At 75.5% G+C, this 18,739-nt stretch carries 14 protein-coding genes; 8 read left to right on the plus strand and 6 right to left on the minus strand.

Annotated features, from left to right (window positions below):
* The first annotated feature begins 54 nt into the window (after nucleotides 1–54).
* The 4 genes from T328_RS16440 to T328_RS16455 all read left to right on the plus strand — a co-directional run bounded on the left by T328_RS16440 (nucleotide 55) and on the right by T328_RS16455 (nucleotide 8,961).
* Nucleotides 55–2,736 carry a hypothetical protein gene (locus T328_RS16440; RefSeq protein WP_496496794.1) on the plus strand — a complete coding sequence of 894 codons (2,682 nt, stop codon included), beginning with the start codon at nucleotides 55–57 and terminating at the stop codon, nucleotides 2,734–2,736.
* 744 nt (nucleotides 2,737–3,480) lie between these two features.
* Nucleotides 3,481–4,842 carry a glutamine synthetase family protein gene (locus T328_RS16445; protein WP_496496795.1) on the plus strand — a complete coding sequence of 454 codons (1,362 nt, stop codon included), beginning with the start codon at nucleotides 3,481–3,483 and terminating at the stop codon, nucleotides 4,840–4,842.
* Between the two features lie 106 nt (nucleotides 4,843–4,948).
* Nucleotides 4,949–8,089: a bifunctional [glutamine synthetase] adenylyltransferase/[glutamine synthetase]-adenylyl-L-tyrosine phosphorylase gene (locus T328_RS16450; protein WP_496496869.1), complete on the plus strand. Its 3,141-nt coding sequence runs from the start codon at nucleotides 4,949–4,951 to the stop codon at nucleotides 8,087–8,089.
* A gap of 179 nt (nucleotides 8,090–8,268) precedes the next feature.
* Nucleotides 8,269–8,961 carry a DUF11 domain-containing protein gene (locus T328_RS16455; protein ID WP_496496796.1) on the plus strand — a complete coding sequence of 231 codons (693 nt, stop codon included), beginning with the start codon at nucleotides 8,269–8,271 and terminating at the stop codon, nucleotides 8,959–8,961.
* A gap of 48 nt (nucleotides 8,962–9,009) precedes the next feature.
* Here the strand turns inward: T328_RS16455 and T328_RS16460 are convergent, their stop codons facing one another.
* From T328_RS16460 to T328_RS16470, 3 genes are all read right to left on the minus strand, one after another.
* Nucleotides 9,010–9,744, minus strand: coding sequence for a phosphatase PAP2 family protein (locus T328_RS16460; RefSeq protein WP_496496797.1), 735 nt, complete (start codon nucleotides 9,742–9,744; stop codon nucleotides 9,010–9,012).
* Nucleotides 9,745–10,084: 340 nt separating this feature from the next.
* Entirely contained in the window at nucleotides 10,085–10,939 is an 855-nt protein-coding gene (locus tag T328_RS16465) for a hypothetical protein (protein WP_496496798.1), read from the minus strand.
* 58 nt (nucleotides 10,940–10,997) lie between these two features.
* Entirely contained in the window at nucleotides 10,998–11,411 is a 414-nt protein-coding gene (locus T328_RS16470; protein WP_496496799.1) for an HIT family protein, read from the minus strand.
* Between the two features lie 284 nt (nucleotides 11,412–11,695).
* On the opposite strand from T328_RS16470, the gene npdG reads away from it, so the two are divergent.
* A complete protein-coding gene (gene npdG / locus T328_RS16475) occupies nucleotides 11,696–12,400 on the plus strand; it encodes an NADPH-dependent F420 reductase (RefSeq protein WP_496496800.1) in 705 nt (234 codons plus the stop codon).
* A 149-nt stretch (nucleotides 12,401–12,549) separates the two neighbouring features.
* Complete coding sequence (locus T328_RS16480) at nucleotides 12,550–12,783, plus strand: hypothetical protein (protein WP_496496801.1); 234 nt, start codon at nucleotides 12,550–12,552, stop codon at nucleotides 12,781–12,783.
* Between the two features lie 25 nt (nucleotides 12,784–12,808).
* Here T328_RS16480 and T328_RS16485 read toward each other — a convergent pair whose 3' ends face one another.
* Together T328_RS16485 and panB are read right to left on the minus strand one after the other, a co-directional pair.
* Nucleotides 12,809–13,138: a hypothetical protein gene (locus tag T328_RS16485; protein ID WP_496496802.1), complete on the minus strand. Its 330-nt coding sequence runs from the start codon at nucleotides 13,136–13,138 to the stop codon at nucleotides 12,809–12,811.
* 217 nt (nucleotides 13,139–13,355) lie between these two features.
* The gene (gene panB / locus T328_RS16490; protein ID WP_496496803.1) at nucleotides 13,356–14,246 is read right to left on the minus strand and encodes a 3-methyl-2-oxobutanoate hydroxymethyltransferase; all 891 of its coding nucleotides are present in this window, start codon (nucleotides 14,244–14,246) and stop codon (nucleotides 13,356–13,358) included.
* A 229-nt stretch (nucleotides 14,247–14,475) separates the two neighbouring features.
* On the opposite strand from panB, the gene T328_RS16495 reads away from it, so the two are divergent.
* Nucleotides 14,476–16,041, plus strand: coding sequence for an MFS transporter (locus tag T328_RS16495; RefSeq protein WP_496496804.1), 1,566 nt, complete (start codon nucleotides 14,476–14,478; stop codon nucleotides 16,039–16,041).
* Between the two features lie 139 nt (nucleotides 16,042–16,180).
* Entirely contained in the window at nucleotides 16,181–17,218 is a 1,038-nt protein-coding gene (locus T328_RS16500) for an endonuclease/exonuclease/phosphatase family protein (protein ID WP_496496805.1), read from the plus strand.
* Nucleotides 17,219–17,260: 42 nt separating this feature from the next.
* Here the strand turns inward: T328_RS16500 and T328_RS16505 are convergent, their stop codons facing one another.
* Nucleotides 17,261–18,736 carry a pyridoxal phosphate-dependent decarboxylase family protein gene (locus tag T328_RS16505; RefSeq protein WP_496496806.1) on the minus strand — a complete coding sequence of 492 codons (1,476 nt, stop codon included), beginning with the start codon at nucleotides 18,734–18,736 and terminating at the stop codon, nucleotides 17,261–17,263.
* Nucleotides 18,737–18,739: the final 3 nt, after the last annotated feature.

Raw genomic sequence — 18,739 nt, forward strand, 5'->3', positions numbered from 1 at the left:
CGTGGCCCCTCCGGGGCGGGGTGACCATCTGAGGATTCACTCGTTCTACCCAGCGTGGAGCAGCAGGCCGTCACCGCCCCGGGGGCTGCGGAGCCGACACCGCCCGCGGACACCGTCTCGTCACCCGTCGACGTCGAACAGGCCGAGGCCGCCGTCGTCGAGCACTACGCGCATCTGACGCGGCTCGCGTATCTGCTGCTGCCTGCCGGGGAGAGCCGCGGCAAGCGGGTGCTGGCGGCACACGGCCTGGTCCAGCGCGCGCTGCCCCGCGGACGTACGGCACCGGGCGCGCCGAAGGCGCCGGCGCAGGGCGGGGTGCGGGGCGGCGGAGCGCCGCCGGGCGCGGTGCCCGGCCCGCGGGCGGACGCCGGCGGAGTACCGCTGCGCACGGGCACCGAGCGCGCGGGCGGCGGGAGCCGCTCCGAGGGCTTCGCCGGTACGGGTGAGGACGTGGACCGGAGCGGCGGGCCGTACGGGTCGGAGGGCGGGCTTGGCGGGGGTGCGACGTGGCGGCCGGAGGAGGACGTCGCAGACGCCTCGTGGTGGCCGGCGGGGGACGCCGAGGCCGGCTACGCGTACGTGCGGCTGCGGATCGTACGGGCCGCGCTCGCCGCGGCGCGGCCTCGCGGGCCGCTGGGGCTGCCGCGGCCCGGCGGGCTGCCGAGCCCGCTGCCGCGGCTCTGGGGCCTGCGGCTCCACCCGTGCCCGGGCGGCCCCGACGAGCTGGCCCTCGACCGCGCCCTCGCGGCGCTCGACGCGCCGGCCCGCGCCGCGTACGTGCTGCGCGGCCTCGAAGCGCTGCCCGACCCCGCCGTGCGCCGGATCCTCGCGGCGGCCGGTGCCGCGGACCCCGGGGCCGCGCTCGCCGCCGCCGGCCGCGTCGCCGAGCCGCCCGGCAGCGCGGAGCGGCGGCTGCTGCTCTCCCCCGAGTTCGACCCCTGTTCGCTGCAGGCCCGCCCCACCGACCTGCTACGGCGCCGCCAGCACACCCGCGCCGCGCTCGCCGCCGCCGCGGCCCTCGCCGCTGTCGCCGCGCTGCTCGGCGTCCCCGGCACCGGCGGCGGTGCGGACGGCGCGGACGGCGCGGACGGCGCGGCGGCGCCCCCGTACGCCCGCAACGCCTTCGCCGAGCAGGCCCTCGACCCGGCGCGGCTCGCCGTCGCCGGGCGCGACGACTGGCGGCGCGCCGGCCGCGCCGACTTCGCCGTCTGGCCCGCCCGCGGCGCCCGTACGGGCGACGCCGCGCTGCTGCGCCGGGCGCTGGCCGTCTGGGCCCGGCCCGGTGAGTCCGTACGTGTCTCCGCAACGCCCGGCACCACCGCCGGGCCGCCCGCGGGACCGCCGCGGCTGCTGTACGCGGGGGACGTCGACCGGGCGACCGTCGTCCTCCTCCACGACGGCCTGCGGCTGGTGCGGTACGCGGAGATGCGGGGCGAACCGGATGCCGCGGTGCTGGACTTCGCCCGCGCCGACGCCGCCGACGCGGCGAGCGCGCTGGCCGTCGTCGTCGGCAGGTCCGACGGCAACGTCCGCTATCTGACCGCCCCCTGGGTCTCCGGCGTCTCGCTGCGCGAGCTGCTGGACCCGGCGGCGGAACCGCGGCGGGTCGGCCGCGACCCGGACGGCGTGACCGACCCGGTGCCGAGTCCCCCGCTCCCGACCACCGCCCCCGCGGAGAGCGGCGAACCCGGGACCCCGGACGGCGCGACCCGCGATGACCAGACGGACGCCGGCGACGCCGACGACGCCGGCGAGGCCACGGGCCCGGCGGCTCCCGACGAGGGGACGGAGGGCAAGCGGGCGCAGGGCGGGAGGAGCGAGGGGGCGCAGGGCGGGAGGAGCGAGGGCAAGCGGGCGCAGGGCACGAGGGCCCACGGGGCCAGGGCCGACGGCGCCCGGGCGACCGACGCCCCCGCCGAGAGTCCCGGAGCGCAAGCCCTTGCTCCCCTTGCTCCCCTTGCTCCCCGGACCTCCGCCACCGGCACGCCCGGAGCGCAAGCCCCCGGCGCCCAAGCCCTCGCCGCCGAGGCCGGCGCCCGGACACCCGGCGCCCAGGCCCCCGGCACCAAGACACCCGGCCCGAAAACGCCCACCCCCCGCCGGTCCTGCACCACCTGGCCCGCCCTGGAGCTGCGCAGCCGGCCCTCCGCCGGCGCCGGCGCCCCCGCGCAGCTGACCACCGACCTCGGCGAGCTGGTGCCCGCCCGGCTGACGTACGGCTCCCCCGCCGCCGCCACCGACGTCGCCGGCACCGCCGCCCGCGACCGCTGGGCCCGCACCGCGTGCCACCTCGCCGCGCTCCGCGCCCACGGCGTACGGACGGTGAACTCCTGGACGTTCGCCGGCCAGCCGCTGCCCGAGGCCGGCGGCACGGCCGCCTGGGTGTGCACCCGCGCCGACACCTGGCGCGGCACGGGCGGGGTGGCCCTGGCCCAGTTCCAGCCCCCGATGACCGACCCGCGGCAGCAGGGCGCGGTGGTGTCCCGCGCGCAGGACACCACCGCGTGCGGGGTGCGGGCGCCGCACGCGCTGGCGGGGGTGCTGTGGAAGGCGCGCTCCGGCAGCTGGTACGTGCTGGCGGCGGGCAGCCGCGACGTCACCTCGGTCACCGCCTCCGGCGGTGTCAGCCGCGCGGCGGAAGGCCGGTTCCTGGCCGCGGCGGCGGAACGGGGCGCCCGGGCGGAGCTGAGCGCGACGCTGACGGACGGCTCGACGCTGCACCCGCCCTCGTCGTAGCGGCCGGCCGCGGGATCGCGTCCCGCGAGGTGGTGCAGCCGGTTGTGGGGCTACGACTCCGCAGGCGGCAGCACCGGCGTCTGGTCATCGCCCGACCACACAGTGAGCCCGCACCGGGCGCGGCGACGGCGCGCGGCGCCGGACAGCCGTACCCACGGATGCGCATCGCCCTGCGCCACGCCGCGGGAGGTCGCGTCCCGCGAGGTGGTGTCAGCGATTACGAGCTTCGCCCTCCGGTGCCTGGCTCGCGGTGACCTCTCCCTGGGCACCGCACGCGAAATGGCCCGGTCAGGCGCCGGGAGGGAGTGCCCCGGCCGGTCGAAGCACCGGCGTGACCTGCACGTTCCGGTCCATTGACCGGCTACACCACCCGGCGGGACGCCATCCCGCGGGACACGACCGGCCGCGGCCGGCGGCCGGCGCCCGTCGGCCGCACCCCGGCGCGGCAACGGCGCCGTACCCGCCGTCGCAGCCGACGGGCGCGCACCCGAACACCCACCCGACGGCGTACGGGGCACACCTGCCCGCACCAGGTCAAGGCCCCGCCCGCCGCCACCGCACACCCACCACCCACCGCCCCCGTTCTCCGCCGCCGGACAACCGCCCGCCCCCGGCACCCGCGCACCCGCGCAACCCGCCGCCCGCGCCGGAGGCGCCGCGCGGGGTGCGAAACCCCCGTGAAACTCCGTAGCGTGATACTGAGGGCTCGCGCCCGCCACCGAGTCACCTGCGAGGATGTGGACCATGGAGAAGCAGCAGGAGTTCGTGCTCAGGACCCTGGAGGAGCGCGACATCCGGTTCGTGCGGCTGTGGTTCACCGACGTGCTGGGCTTCCTGAAGTCCGTCGCCGTCGCCCCCGCGGAGCTTGAGCAGGCGTTCGACGAGGGCATCGGCTTCGACGGCTCGGCGATCGAGGGCTTCGCCCGGGTGCACGAGTCGGACATGCTCGCCAAGCCCGACCCCGGCACCTTCCAGGTGCTGCCCTGGCGCGCGGAGATCCCCGGCACCGCCCGGATGTTCTGCGACATCCTCATGCCGGGCGGCTCCCCGTCGTTCGCCGATCCGCGGTACGTGCTGAAGCGCATCCTCGCCAAGACCTCCGACCTGGGCTTCACGTTCTACACCCACCCGGAGATCGAGTTCTTCCTCCTGGACGAGAAGCCGGTCGACGGCAGCCGGCCGGTGCCCGCGGACAACTCGGGCTACTTCGACCACACCCCGCAGAACGTCGGCATGGACTTCCGCCGGCAGGCGATCACGATGCTGGAGTCGATGGGCATCTCGGTGGAGTTCTCGCACCACGAGGGCGCGCCGGGCCAGCAGGAGATCGACCTGCGCTACGCGGACGCGCTGACCACCGCGGACAACATCATGACGTTCCGGCTGATCATGAAGCAGGTGGCGCTGGAACAGGGCGTGCAGGCGACGTTCATGCCGAAGCCGTTCTCCGAGTACCCGGGCTCCGGGATGCACACGCACCTGTCGCTCTTCGAGGGCGACCGCAACGCCTTCCACGAGTCGGGCTCGGAGTTCCAGCTGTCGAAGGTGGGCCGCTCCTTCATCGCCGGGCTGCTGCGGCACGCCGCGGAGGTGTCCGCGGTGACGAACCAGTGGGTCAACTCGTACAAGCGCATCTGGGGCGGCTCCCAGCGCACCGCGGGCGCGGGCGGGGAGGCGCCGTCGTACATCTGCTGGGGCCACAACAACCGCTCCGCGCTCGTCCGCGTCCCGCTCTACAAGCCGGGCAAGACGGGCTCCACCCGCATCGAGGTCCGCTCCCTCGACTCCGGCTGCAACCCCTACCTGGCGTACGCGATGCTCCTGGCCGCCGGCCTCAAGGGCATCGAGGAGGGCTACGAGCTGCCGCCGGGCGCCGAGGACGACGTGTGGGCGCTGACGGACTCGGAGCGCCGCGCGATGGGCATCGAGCCGCTGCCGCAGAACCTCGGCGAGGCGATCGGGCTGATGGAGCGCAGCGAGATCTGCGCGGAGACGCTCGGCGAGCACGTCTTCGACTTCTTCCTGCGCAACAAGAAGCAGGAGTGGGAGGAGTACCGGTCGGAGGTCACCGCCTTCGAGCTGCGCAAGAACCTCCCGGTGCTGTAGGCGGCAGGTCTGCACGCACTGCGCGGCGTACGGGCGCGGTGCCGTCGGCCTCCGCGGCCGTAAGCTCGTAGCGGCGGTGATCACGGGACGGGAGGCGGTGCGCGCGATGGCGGTTCCGGAGGGGCGCAGGAGCAGCGCGTTCACCCGGCTGCTGCGGTACGGCTTCGCCGAGCCCGCCGACGCCGGGCGGCTGCTGGGGTCCCCGGTGCTCGACGGCGTACGGGACGATCCCGTGCTGCTCGACGCGCTGGGCGGCACCGCCGACCCGGACCGGGCGCTGCTCGGGCTGGTGCGGCTCGCGGAGGCGCTGGCGCCGGAGCGGCGGCAGGCGCTCCTCGACACGCTGGTGGCCGCCAAGCCGCTGCGCGACCGGCTGCTGGGGGTGCTCGGCGCCTCCGCGGCGCTGGGAGACCACCTGGCCCGGCACCCCGGCGACTGGGAGTCGCTGGTCACGTACGAGGCGGCCGATCTGCACCCGACGACCGCGGAGTTCGAGCGGGCGCTCGCCGAGGGCGTGTGGGGGGCGCGGGGCGCGGCGCTGCCGCGGGCCGACGCGCTGCGGGTCGCGTACCGGCGGGCGCTGCTGGGGATCGCCGCCCGCGACGTGTGCGGGACGACGGACGTCGTGCAGGCCGCCGCGGAGCTGGCCGACCTGGCGACGGCGACGCTGCGCGCGGCGCTGGAGATCGCCTCCGAGGAGCAGCCCGAGGACGCCGCCGTGTGCCGGCTGGCGGTGATCGGGATGGGCAAGTGCGGCGGGCGGGAGCTGAACTACGTCTCGGACGTCGACGTCATCTTCGTCGCCGAGCCGCGCGCCGAAGGACCGGGCCACGGCCACGGCCACGGCGACGGCCACGGCGACGAGCGCGCCGCGCTGCAGGCCGCGACCCGGCTCGCGGCCCGCCTCATGCGCGTCTGCTCCGACACCACCGCCGAAGGCACCATCTGGCCGGTCGATGCCAACCTCCGCCCCGAGGGCCGCAACGGCCCGCTCGTCCGCACCCTCTCCTCGCACCTCGCGTACTACCAGCGCTGGGCCAAGACCTGGGAGTTCCAGGCGCTGCTGAAGGCCCGCCCGGTCGCGGGCGACCCGGAGCTGGGCGCGGCGTACGCGGACGCCATCGCGCCGATGGTGTGGCAGGCGGCGGAGCGCGAGAACTTCGTGCCGGACGTGCAGCAGATGCGCCGCCGGGTGGTGGCGAACATCCCCGCGGCGCAGCTGGACCGGGAGCTGAAGCTGGGCCCCGGCGGGCTGCGGGACGTGGAGTTCGCGGTGCAGCTGCTGCAGCTCGTACACGGCCGCGCCGACGCCTCGCTGCGCAGCGGCACGACCCTCGACGCGCTGGCCGCGCTCGCCGCCGGCGGGTACGTCGGCCGCGCCGACGCCGCCGCGCTGGACGCCGCGTACCGCTTCCTGCGCTCGCTGGAGCACCGCATCCAGCTGCAGAAGCTGCGCCGTACGCACCTGGTGCCGGAGGGCGAGAGCGAGCTGCGCGCGCTCGGCCGCTCGCTGGCGCGGCTGCTGCCCGGCCAGGACCGCGGCGACCCCGTCGCGCAGCTGCGCAAGGCGTGGCGGCGGCACGCCTTCGAAGTGCGGCGGCTGCACGAGAAGCTGTTCTACCGGCCGCTGCTCAACGTCGTCGCCCGGCTCGGGCCCGGGGAGGTGCGGCTGACGCCGGACGCTGCCCGGGAGCGGCTGGTGGCCCTGGGGTACGCGGACCCGGCGGCGGCGCTGCGCCATCTGGAGGCGCTGACGGCGGGGATGAGCCGGAAGGCGGCGATCCAACGGACGCTGCTGCCGGTGCTGCTGGGCTGGTTCGGCGACTCGGCCGACCCGGACGCGGGGCTGCTCAACTTCCGCAAGGTATCGGACGCGCTGGGCAGCACACCGTGGTATCTGCGGCTGCTGCGCGATGAGGGCGCGGCGGCGGAGAACCTGGCGCGGGTGCTGTCCGCGGGCCGGCTGGCGCCGGACCTGCTGCTGCGCGCGCCGGAGGCGGTGGCGCTGCTCGGCGACGAGCAGGGGCTGCGGCCGCGCAGCCGGGCGCATCTGGAGCAGGAGACCCTGGCGGCCGTGGGGCGGCACACGGCCCCGGAGGCGGCGGTGGCGGCGGCCCGCGGGGTACGGCGGCGGGAGCTGTTCCGTACCGCGGCGGCGGACCTCATCGACGCGTACGGCGCGCACGCGGTGCCCGGCGAGGAGGACGCCGGCGCCGAGGACGCGGGGACGGGCGGCGACGACCGGGACGACGGGGACGGGGACGGCCACGCCCGTATCGCCGCCGCCGTGGACCGCACCGGCGACGCCCTCAGCGACCTCAACGCCGCCACCGTCGCCGGCGCCCTGCGCGCCGCGACCGCCGCCCGCTGGGGCGACACGCTGCCGACGCGGTTCGCGGTCATCGGCATGGGCCGCTTCGGCGGTCACGAGCTGGGCTACGGCTCGGACGCCGACGTGCTCTTCGTCCACGAGCCGCGCGACGGCGTCTCCGACGAGGAGGCGGGCGCGGCGGCGTTCGCCGTCGCCAACGAGCTGCGCCGGCTGCTGCAGCTGCCCAGCGCCGACCCGCCGCTGCTGGTCGACGCCGACCTGCGGCCGGAGGGCAAGTCGGGCCCGCTGGTGCGCACGCTCGCGTCGTACGCGGCGTACTACCGGCGCTGGTCGCTGACGTGGGAGAGCCACGCGCTGCTGCGTGCCGAGCCGGTCGCGGGCGACGCGGCGCTGGGGGCGCGGTTCATGGAGCTGATCGACCCGCTGCGCTACCCGGAGGGCGGGCTCGACGAGGACGCCGTACGCGAGATACGGCGGCTGAAGGCACGGATGGAGGCGGAGCGGCTGCCGCGCGGCGCGGACCCGGCGCTGCACGCGAAGCTGGGGCGCGGCGGTCTCGCGGACGTGGAGTGGACGGTGCAGCTGCTGCAGCTGCAGCACGCGCGCGCGGTGCCGGCGCTGCGTACGACCCGCACCCGCGCGGCGCTGGCCGCGGCGCGGGCGGCGGGGCTGCTGGACGCGGAGGACGCGCGGACACTGGACGACGCCTGGCTGCTGGCGACGCGGCTGCGCAACGCGGTCATGCTGGTACGCGGCCGGCCCGGCGACACCTTCCCCGCCGCCGAGCGCGAACTGGGGGCGGTGGCACGCTACTTCGGCTACGGCCCGGGGCAGTCCGGCGAGCTGCCGGAGGAGTACCGGCGGACGACGCGGCGGGCGCGCGCGGTGGTGGAGCGGCTCTTCTACGGCGACTGAGGCCCCGCACCCCGCAGGACGCCGCCGCACGCCGCGGGCCGGTTCCGCCGAAGGGGGACGGTTCGGCGGGCCGTTCGTAGCATCGCGCCCTGCTCTTGCGATTTGCCCTTTTTCTTTCTGCGGCCCGCTGGTAGACCGGCCGCACGGACCGGGCGGCAGGAGCAGGGTGGTGACACGGGATGCGTACGGCGATCGCCTCCGCGGCGCTGACCGCCGGCCTGCTGGCGTCCCTCGCGCCCGCGCCGCCGCCGGCGCCCGACGCGCGCCCGGCCGGCGAGCCGTCGTCGCCGGTCCGCATCGTGCTGGACAGCCGGGCCGCGGAGGACGGTGGCACGACGTACGCGATCACGGTGCGCAACACCTCCGGGGCGAACGCCCCGCACGGCCTGGTCACCCAGCTCCTCCCCGACACGCTGGGCTACGTCTCCGCGAGCCCGCGGGCCAGGACGACCGGACGCCAGGTGACGTGGCGGATCGCGCTGCCGGCGGGCAGCAGCCGGGTGTTGACGGTGACCGCCGCGCCCGACCGGACCGAGGAAGACGGCGCGCGCGGCCGGGAGCACGACGGCCCGGAGCGGCGTGCCGCCGACGCGGCCGACGCCGCCGACGGCGTACGGGCCGCCGCGCGGCGCACCGACGCCAAGGGCGACGGCCCCGCCTCCGCCACCACGGTCTGCTTCCAGGACGGCGCCCGCGGCCAGTGGCTCACCTGCACCAGCGCCGGGGACGAATGGACCCCGGAGCCCTGGATCTCCTCGAACAAGGTCTACGCGGCCGTCAGCGCCGCCGCCGCGCTCCTCGTCGGCACGGTGGGGATCGTGGTAGTGCGCCGCCGCCGGGCCCGGGACTCGGACGACGACCCGACGCGCTGAGCCGCCGGGTGCGCCGAGGGGCACCGGGGCGCCGGCCGGCGCTGGGCGCTAGGTCGACGCCACGTTCTGCGGCAGCCGGTACGCGATCGTCCCGTACCAGGCGAACGAGACGGCGAAGCCGAAGCCGAGGCAGATGATGCCGCCGACCGCGTCCATCCAGAAGTGGTTCGCCGTCGCCATGATGACCACCAGCGTCAGACACGGGTAGAGCACGCCCAGCAGCTTCACCCACAGGGGCTTCGCCAGCACGGCGATGGTGATGCCCGCCCACACGGACCAGCCGACGTGCATCGAGGGCATCGCCGCGTACTGGTTCGAGACGTTGGCGAGGTTGCCCGACGACGTCGAGCCCAGGGTCTCGTGCACCCGCACGGTGTCGATGAAGTCCATGCCCTCCATCAGCCGCGGCGGCGCCAGCGGGAAGCTGTAGTAGCCGACGAGGGCGAAGCAGGTGGTGACGGCGAGGGCGAGGCGCACGGCGGCGTAGCGGCCGGGCTGGCGGCGGTAGAGCCAGACGAGCACGCCGATGGTGACGACGTAGTGGAGCGTGCCGTAGTAGTAGTTCATCGACACGACGAGCCAGGTGACGCCGTCGACCGCGTGGTTCAGCGAGCGCTCGAAGGCGAGCCCCAGGCTCTCCTGGAAGCTCCAGATGCGGTCCGCGTTCTTGAGCGCCGTCACCTCCTGGTCGGGCGCGGCGTTGCGGATGATGGAGTACGTCCAGTAGACGAGCGCCACGAGCATGATCTCGAACCACAGTCGCGGCGGACGCGGGGAGCGCATCCGGTCGAGCAGGCTACGCAGACTGTCCCGGGACGGCAACGAGATGTTGCGCCTCTCCTCGGCGTCCGGATCGGTGGGGGGAACGGGTGTCCGCCGGTCCTGCAGAGTCCTCGCACTCTCCGCTGGCCGGGGAGCAAGGTCCCGGGAATACGACGCGCCCATGGGGAGACATTTTGCCAGACGAAGAGGGGTCGTCAGATCATCCCCCGGTGCCGCTTTGGGACGGATATCTCCACCCGGGGCCGTAGGGCACGCCGCCGTGGCGGGCCCCGCACCGATGGGAGGAGCGGCGCGGGGCCCTGCTCGCGGGAGGTGCCGGCGGTGCGTGACGGCGCGCCCGTCAGGCGACGGGCTGCAGCCAGCCGCTCAGCCGCACGGTGCCCTCGCCGTACCGGCGGTCCAGCTCGCGCCGCAGGTCGGGGGTGGCGGCGACGACCTCGACGGTGACGACGTTGCGCACCGGATCGACGGCGGAGCTGAGCATGCCCTCGACGTCCTCGCCGACCTGTCGCTGGACGCGGCTCAGCTCGTCCTCGGTGTGCTCGGCGCCGACGACGCACAGCGGGCCGTCCCACAGGGTGCGCAGCTCGCGCTCGGCGGCGTCCGGACCGCCGTTGTCACCGGTGTCGGCGAACCGGATGTTGACGACGTCGCCGTCGAGCCAGGAGCCGGCGTAGCCGGGCAGCTTCTGGGCCTTGTCCAGCACCCGCTGCCGGGAGCGCTCGTCGGCGGCGTCCTTCCCGCCGTCCTTCAGTTCCTCGCAGGGCGTGGCGAAGTCCGGGGCGTCGTCTCGGGGCGCGCCCGGCTCGGTGGACTCGCCGGCGGGCCGCGGCTTCTCGGTCGGGGTGAAACGCTCGCCGTCCCAGGTGCCGACGAGGACCAGGGGGTCGGTGTACGTGGTGCCGCTCTGGCGGTGTGCGCGTACGTCGTCCCAGTCCCAGCCGACGACGTCGGGGCCGCCGCAGGTCGGCGGCATCGACGCGGCCATCGTGTGGCAGAGCTGGGGTCCGTGCTCGTCGTTCGCCAGGACCGTGGCCTGGACGCGGTACAGCTGGGCGGCCACGTCGCCGTCGCGGCGGCCCCCGTCCCCGGCGGACCCGGAGGCGTCCTCCGAGCCGCAGCCGGCGGCGAGCACGGCGGTGGCGAGGGCCGCGGTCGAGGCCGCGGATGTGCGCAGTGGGCTCGTTCGGTTCATGCCACTCGGACGGAGCCGCTCCGCTACGGGTTCCCTACGAGCCGGGTGCACGGCGCGCTCAGCCGTCGTACGCCGACCGGATCAGCCGGGCCGTCCCGGCGGCGTGCTCCTCGTCCCGGTACTTCGTCCGGGGCCAGAAGAAGCCCCGCAGCCCGTCCTTGCGGTTGCGCGGGACGACGTGCACGTGCAGGTGCGGCACGGACTGGCTGACCCGGTTGTTCATCGCGACGAACGACCCCGCCGCGCCCATGCACTTCTCCACCGCGGCGGTCAGCCGCCGGGCCCGTACGAAGAACGGGCCGACGTCCGGCTCCGGCAGGTCGGCCAGGGTCTCCACGTGGGCGCGCGGGACGAGCAGGACATGGCCGGGGAAGAGCGGCCGGGCGTCGAGGAAGGCGACGGCCACGTCGTCCTCGAAGACCCGGTGGCTCGGGTGCTCACCGGTGGCGATGTCGCAGAAGAGGCAGTTCACCCTTCCAGTCAACAACGGGCCGGTGACATCGCAGGGCGCACGGCGGGCAGATGCACCGCACGCGGCCGCAGCGCGGACAGACGGGCACAAGCGGATTCATGGCACTCAATGTCGCCTGCCCGCCTGAGGATTCGGTGAGAACCGGGTGCGTAATCGCTGAAGCCCGGGCCGTTGACGGCCCCGCGGCGGGGGTCACGGACGTCTGCGGCGACGCGCCCCGCACGGCCGGGCCCGCGGGGTGAGCCGCGGCGGGGGCGGGCCGGCGGCCCCCGTACGATCGGCCCATGACTTCGAGTGCGCAGAACACCCCGCCCGCCCGCAAGGACCCGTGGGAGCTGCCCGACGTCTCCGGCCTCGTCGTCGGCGTGCTGGGCGGCACCGGCGACCAGGGCCGGGGGCTGGCCTACCGGCTGGCGCGGGCCGGGCAGCGGGTCGTCGTCGGCTCCCGGAAGGCGGAGCGGGCCGAGGCGGCGGCGGCCGAGCTGGGGCACGGCGTCGAGGGCGCCGACAACGCGGAGTGCGCGCGGCGCAGCGACGTGGTGATCGTCGCGGTGCCGTGGGACGGGCACGAGGCGACCGTGACGGCGCTGCGCGCGGAGCTGGCGGGCAAGCTCGTCGTCGACTGCGTGAACCCGCTGGGCTTCGACAAGAAGGGCGCGTACCCGATCCGGCCCGCCGAGGGCAGCGCGGCCGAGCAGGCGGCGGCGCTGCTGCCGCAGTCGCGGGTCGCGGCGGCGTTCCACCACCTGTCGGCGGTGCTGCTGCAGGACCCGGAGGTGGAGCGGATCGAGACGGACGTCATGGTGCTCGGCGAGTCCCGGGAGGACACGGACGTCGTGCAGGCGCTGGCCGGGCTGATCCCGGGGATGCGCGGCGTGTACGCGGGCCGGCTGCGCAACGCGCACCAGGTCGAGGCGCTCGTGGCGAACCTGATCTCGGTCAACCGGCGTTACCGGGCGCACGCCGGGGTACGGCTGACGGACGTCTGACAGGGCGGCTGAGTTCCGTCTGCGGGGCCTTGGACAGCAGGCCCGGGAGTGGCCGGCGGACGCCCCGCCGGCCGCGGGGTCGGTGCGGGGCGCGTACCGCGTGGAGGCACAATGGATCCGCCCGCCGCACCCCCGAGGAGCCCGCCCCCATGCCGTCCGAGCCGCGCCAGCGCACGCCCTTCCTCGCCGAGCCGAACCGGCTGGCCGTCTTCACCGCCGTCGTATGCGTGCTGTCGGTCGCCGCGGCGGTGGTGTCGTTCGCGAAGGGCTACTGGATCGGGGCGATCTGGGTGCTGCTGGCCGGGCTGTCGTCGAACATGACGTGGTTCTACGTACGCCGCTCCCGGGCGTCCCGCGGCGCGGAGCAGCGCCCGGAGGTTTAGCGGACCGCTGGCCGGGCCGCGGCCCTCAGGCCGTACGGCGGCGGCCCCAGCCGAAGAAGTACACGGCCGCGCCGAGCGAGACGGCGAAGACGCCGCTCGCGGCGACGGCCGGCCAGGCGTCGTCGCCGCGCACGGCGGGAGCGCCCGGGGAGCCCATCGCGGGGGCGCGGCCGGGGTTCTTGCCGTCGTCGGTCGCGTGCGGCGCGTCCTCCTCTACGGGCTCTACGGGGACGCGGGCGGTGGCCTGCGTCAGGGCGGGCGGCTGCAGGGCCGCGGCGGGGGCGGCGACGGCCGCCCAGAGCAGCGGTGCGGCGACGCCGGTGAGCAGCAGGCGGCCTGGGTGTCCGGGGGACATGGGCGGGGTTCCTCTCCACGGGGCCGACCGACGGTCGGCAGGCGGTCGGCAGGCGATCGGCAGGCGGTCGGCGGGCGGCTTTCCGCCAGCGTCCGCGCGGACCTCGCCTGCGCCGCGTCGGCACGACGGCGGGCACCCGCATGCAGTTAATAAGATCACCGCATCGGCGCATCACCCGCACGCCCGGGTGCCCGCCGCCGTCACCGCGTCAACCGCGTCAGTGGAAGGTGTGCTCCTCCGCCGGGAACGCCGCCGCGCCGACGTCCTCCGCGAAGGCCCTCGCGGCGTCGCCGAGGGTCTGCCGCAGCTGCGCGTACTGCTTGACGAAGCGCGGCAGCCGCCCGCCGGTGAGCCCCGCCATGTCGGTCCAGACGAGCACCTGCGCGTCGGTGTCGGGGCCGGCGCCGATGCCGATGGTCGGGATCTGCAGCGAGCGGGTCACCTCGGCGGCCAGCTCCGCCGGCACCAGCTCCAGCACCACCGCGAACGCCCCCGCCTCCTGGGCGGCCTTGGCGTCGCGCACCAGCCGGTGGGCGTCCTCGTCGGAGCGGCCCTGGACGCGGTAACCCATGGCGTTGACGGACTGCGGGGTGAGGCCGAGGTGGGACATCACGGGGATGCCGGACTCCACCAGCAGCTCGGTCTGGGCCAGCGACCGCTCGCCGCCCTCCAGCTTCACCGCGCCCACTCCGGCGTCCTTGACCAGCCGCGTCGCCGAGCGGAGCGCCTGGACCGGGCCCTCCTGGTACGAGCCGAACGGCAGGTCGCCGACGACCAGCGCCCGCCGGGTGCCGCGGACCACGGCGGCGGAGAGCATGGTCATCTCGTCCAGCGTCACCGGCACGGTGGTGTCGTAGCCGAGGTGGACGTTGCCCATGGAGTCGCCGACCAGCAGCACGGGGATGCCGGCCTCGTCGAAGATGCCGGCCGTGGTCGAGTCGTACGCGGTCAGCATGGGCCACTTCTCGCCGCGCTGCTTGGCGGCCGAGAGATCCCGGACGGTCACCCGGCGGCCCCGGTTGCCGCCGTCACCGCCGCCCCCGCCGTACAGCGTCGGGGCGGAGTCGGCACCGCCGGAGGCCTTGCGGGCATGCGAAACGTGCGTCATCGCAAACGCTCCTTCGTCATCTCGAGGCGCCCTGAACGGCGTCCCCGGACCTCTTCCATGCTGGCACGCCCGGAGGGCGAACGACACCCCGGCCCTGCCACGTGTGCGGAAGGTCGCACGCGCACGCGTGTCGGGCCTTCGACCTGCTGTTTGTCCCTTGATCGCACCTTTGCCAGGGCTTTGTGATACGGAACGGCGGCGTATCGGAATGCCCGCTAGCGTGGTTTTCATGGACACCGCGCACCACATCGCCCCGGACGTCCACCACCGCCGCTGGCTCATCCTCGGCGTACTCGTCTTCAGCCTCCTCGTCGTCGTCCTCGACAACTCCATCCTCAACGTCGCGATGAAGACGATCGCCACCCCCGCCCCCACCGGACTCGGCGCCAGCCAGAGCGAGTTGGAGTGGGCGATCGACGCGTACACCCTGGCCTTCGCGGGTCTGCTGTTCACCGCGGGCGTCCTGGGCGACCGGCTGGGGCGCAAGCGGGTGCTGCTGGCCGGCATGGTCGTCTTCGGCATCGGCTCGGTGCTCGCCGCGTTCTCCGGCAGCCCGGCCGAGCTGATCGCCTTCCGCACCCTGATGGGCCTGGGCGGCGCGTTCGTCCTGCCCGCCACGCTGGCGATCATCGTGAACGTCTTCGAGCGCGACGAGCAGCCCCGTGCCATCGGCATCTGGGCCGCGGCCGTGGGCCTGGCCATCGCCATCGGGCCGATCACCGGCGGGCTGCTGCTGGAGCACTTCTGGTGGGGCTCGGTCTTCCTGGTCAACGTGCCGATCATCAGCGTCGCGCTGATCGCCATGGTGCTCGTCGTCCCCGACTCCAGGGACCCGGCCCCCGGCCGGATCGACCCCACGGGCGTGCTGCTGTCGATCGCCGGTCTGGTGCTGATCGTCTACGGCGTGGTGCGGGGCGGCCAGCGCGCCGACTTCGGCGCCCCGGAGGTCTGGGGCACGATCCTCGGCGGCGGGGTCGTCGTCGGGCTCTTCGTCTGGTACGAGCGCCGCAGCCGGCACCCGGCGCTCGACATCCGGTGGTTCCGCAACCCGCGGTTCTCGGCCTCGGTCGCCGTCATCGGCCTGGTGTTCTTCGCGCTCATGGGCGTGACGTTCTTCATGGTCTTCTACATCCAGAGCGTGCGCGGCTTCTCGCCGCTGGACTCCGGGCTGCTCCTGCTGCCGCTCGCGGTCGCCCAGCTGATCTTCGCGCCGCGGTCCCGGCTGGTGGTCGACCGGTTCGGCGCCCGGGCGGTGTGCGCGGTGGCGATGCTCGCCGTCGCCGTCGCCTTCGCCGGCTTCCTGCTGCTGGACGAGACGACGCCGCTGTGGGTCCTCGAAGCGCTGTTCTTCCTCATGGGCGCCGCGATGGCGCACGTCATGCCGCCGGCCACCACCTCGATCATGCAGTCGCTGCCGCCCGAGAAGGCCGGCGCCGGCTCCTCGGTCAACAACACCTTCCGGCAGGTCGGCGGCGCCCTCGGGGTCGCCGTGCTCGGCTCCCTGCTGTCCTCCGTCTACCGCGGCCAGGTGGACCTGCCCGCCGGGGCACCGAGCGCGGCGGGCGAGTCCATCGAGGCCACCCGCACCTTCGCGGAGGACGCCGGGCCCGCCGGGAAGCAGCTGATCGAGCGGGCCGACAACGCGTTCATCGACGCGATGCACGTGACGTCGCTGGCGTCGGCGGGCGTGGCGGCGGTGGGCGCGGTGGTCGCCGCGGCGTTCCTGCCGGCGAAGGGCCGGGGCGGGCGGGGGCCGGCGCAGGACAGCGAGAATGAGCCCGTCACGCGGCGGTAGCGACGGGCGAAGAAAATGTCCCGGCTTCGCTACGGTGACCTTCCGGCACGGCCCGTCCGCAACTCGCGGCGCCGTCCCGCTCGTCAGGTAAGTGGTAGCGGGGGCAGACCGGCAAGTGCACTGACGTGAGGAACAGCGCATGACGCACGTGGACAGGGCGGAGACCGGCCGCGGCGCCGCGGCCACGCACGCGGCCGGCCCTGCGGAGTCACGCGCGGTGTACTGGCGCCGCCGGCTCCGCGAGGGCCTGGGCCCCGGCACCTGGCGCCGCGGACTGGTGGTCGCCGCCCTCGCGCTGCTGGTCGGCTTCGTGATGCTGGGCCACTCGGCGATCCCCAACCGGGTCGGCAACCTGGGCAGCCTGGTCGAGACGTTCCTGCCGTGGTTCGGGCTGGCCGTCCCGGTGCTGCTGGTGTGCGCGCTGTGGCGGCGGTCGCTGACCGCGGTGTGCGCGCTGGTGCTGCCGGTGTGCGTCTGGTTCAACCTCTTCGGCGGGCTGATCACCGACAAGTCGTCGGGCGGCGGCGACCTGACCGTCGTCAGCCACAACGTCGCCGAGGAGAACACCGACGCCGCCGGCACCGCCCGCACGCTGGTGGAGTCCGACGCCGACGTGCTCGCCCTCCAGGAGGTCACGCAGGACAACAGGGCGGCGTACGAGGACGGCCTCGCGGCGGCGTACCCGTACCACGAGGTGGCGGGGACCGTCGGGGTGTGGAGCAAGTACCCGCTGTCCGACACCCGGCCCGTGGACCTCCACATGGGCTGGACCCGGGCGCTGCGCACCACCGTCGCCACCGACCGCGGCCCGCTCGTGCTCTTCACCGCCCACCTGCCGTCCGTGCGGGTGAAGGCCGACGCCGGCTTCACGGCCAGCCGGCGCGACGTCAGCGCCGACGCGCTCGGCGAGGCCATCAGGGCCGAGCCGGCGGAGCGTGTGCTGCTGCTCGGCGACCTCAACGGCACGATGAACGACCGGGCGCTGGCGAACGTCACCTCGCAGCTGCGCTCCGCGCAGGGTGCGGCGGGCAACGGCTTCGGCTTCAGCTGGCCGGCCGACTTCCCGATGGCGCGGATCGACCAGATCCTGCTGCGCGGCGTGGAGCCGGTCAGCTCCGAGGTACTGGGCGAGACGGGCAGCGACCACCGCCCGGTACGGGCCTCGGTCGACCTGTGAACCTATGACCGCGAGCCCGGCCGGCGGCCCGGGCGGAGCTGCTCAGTACGGTGTGGCCGCGCGGGCCTCGGCGAGCGCGGCCACCGCGGTCTCGATGTCGTCGGCGCGCGTGCGGTGGCTGGTGACGCACAGCCGGATCGCGGGCCGGCCGTCGAGCGTCACGGAGCTGAGCCAGGCCCGCCCGCCGCGTACGACGTGCGCGACGACCGCGGCGTGCCACGTGCCGCTGCGCCCGGGCCCGCGCGCCTCGGCCCCGGGGTCGGCGACGCACACCACCGGCAGCGGGGTGTCGTTGACCCGCCGCCAGCCGTCCGCGGCCAGCCGCCGGGCGAGCAGCACCCCCAGCTCGGTGTCGCGTTCCAGTTGCGCGGCGAAGGCGTCCCGGCCGGCCGCGGCCAGCGCCAGGAACACCTTCAGCCCGGCGAAGCGGCGCGACCACTGCACGCCGTTCAGGTACGGGTCCGGCACCGCCTCGCTGTCCGGGGGCATGTACGCGGTGCTCACCCGGAAGCTGTCGGCCAGCGCGGCGGCGTGCGGGGTGAGGAAGACGCCCGCGCCCATGGGCGCCGACAGCCACTTGTGCGCGTCGACGGTGACGCTGTCGGCCCGTTCCACGCCGGCGAGCAGCGGGCGCAGCCGGTCGGACAGCGCCACCGCGCCGGCCCAGGCCGCGTCCACGTGGAGGTGCAGGCCCCACACGGCGGCGAGCCGCGCCAGCTCCGGCAGCGGGTCCACGGCGCCGCCGGAGGTGGTGCCCGCGGTGCCGACGAGCAGGAACGGCACCCGCCCGGCCGCGACGTCCTCGTCGTGCAGTGGGCGCAGCCGCGCGGCGTCCAGCCGGCCCGCGGCGTCGACCGGAACGAGCCGCACCGCGTGCCGCCCGAGTCCCGTGATGTGCGCGATCTTCAGCCAGGCGAGGTGGCTCTCCGCCGAGGCGTAGAGCACCGGCTGCCCCGGCAGGGCGGCGAGTCCGGTGTCCGGGTAGGCGGGGAAGCGCCGGGTCAGGGCGACGACGACGGCCGTGAGGTTGGCCTCGGCGCCGCCGGTGGTGAAGCTGCCGTCCGCGCTCGACGGCAGACCCAGTCGGGCGGCGAGGAAGCGCAGCACGTGGCGTTCGATCTCGACGGCGGCCGGCGCGTGCCCGTACGCGGCGAGCTGCGGGTTGACGCCGGCGGCGAGCAGTTCGCCGGCGACGCCCGACCACGTGGGCGTGGGGACGAACAGGCCGAGGTAGCGCGGGTGGGTGGCGTGCACCCCCCAGCGCCGCAGCGCCGCGGTCACCTCCGCCAGCAGCTCGCCGGCCGGGCGCGGCCCGGCGAAGTCGTGGCCGGCCAGCCAGTCGCGGATCCGGTCGGTGCCGGGTTCGGCGGGCGCCACCGGGCCGTCGGGCACCGCTTCCGCGTGCCGTACGACCAGACCGACGGCCTCGTCGAGCAGCCGGGCGCCCGCCTCGGTGCCCACGTCCAGCGGCCCGGGACCCCGCAGTGCGCCGGCCGGCTCCGAGGTGATCTCCTCCATGGC

It is taken from the genome of Streptomyces sp. CNX435, assembly GCF_059570575.1.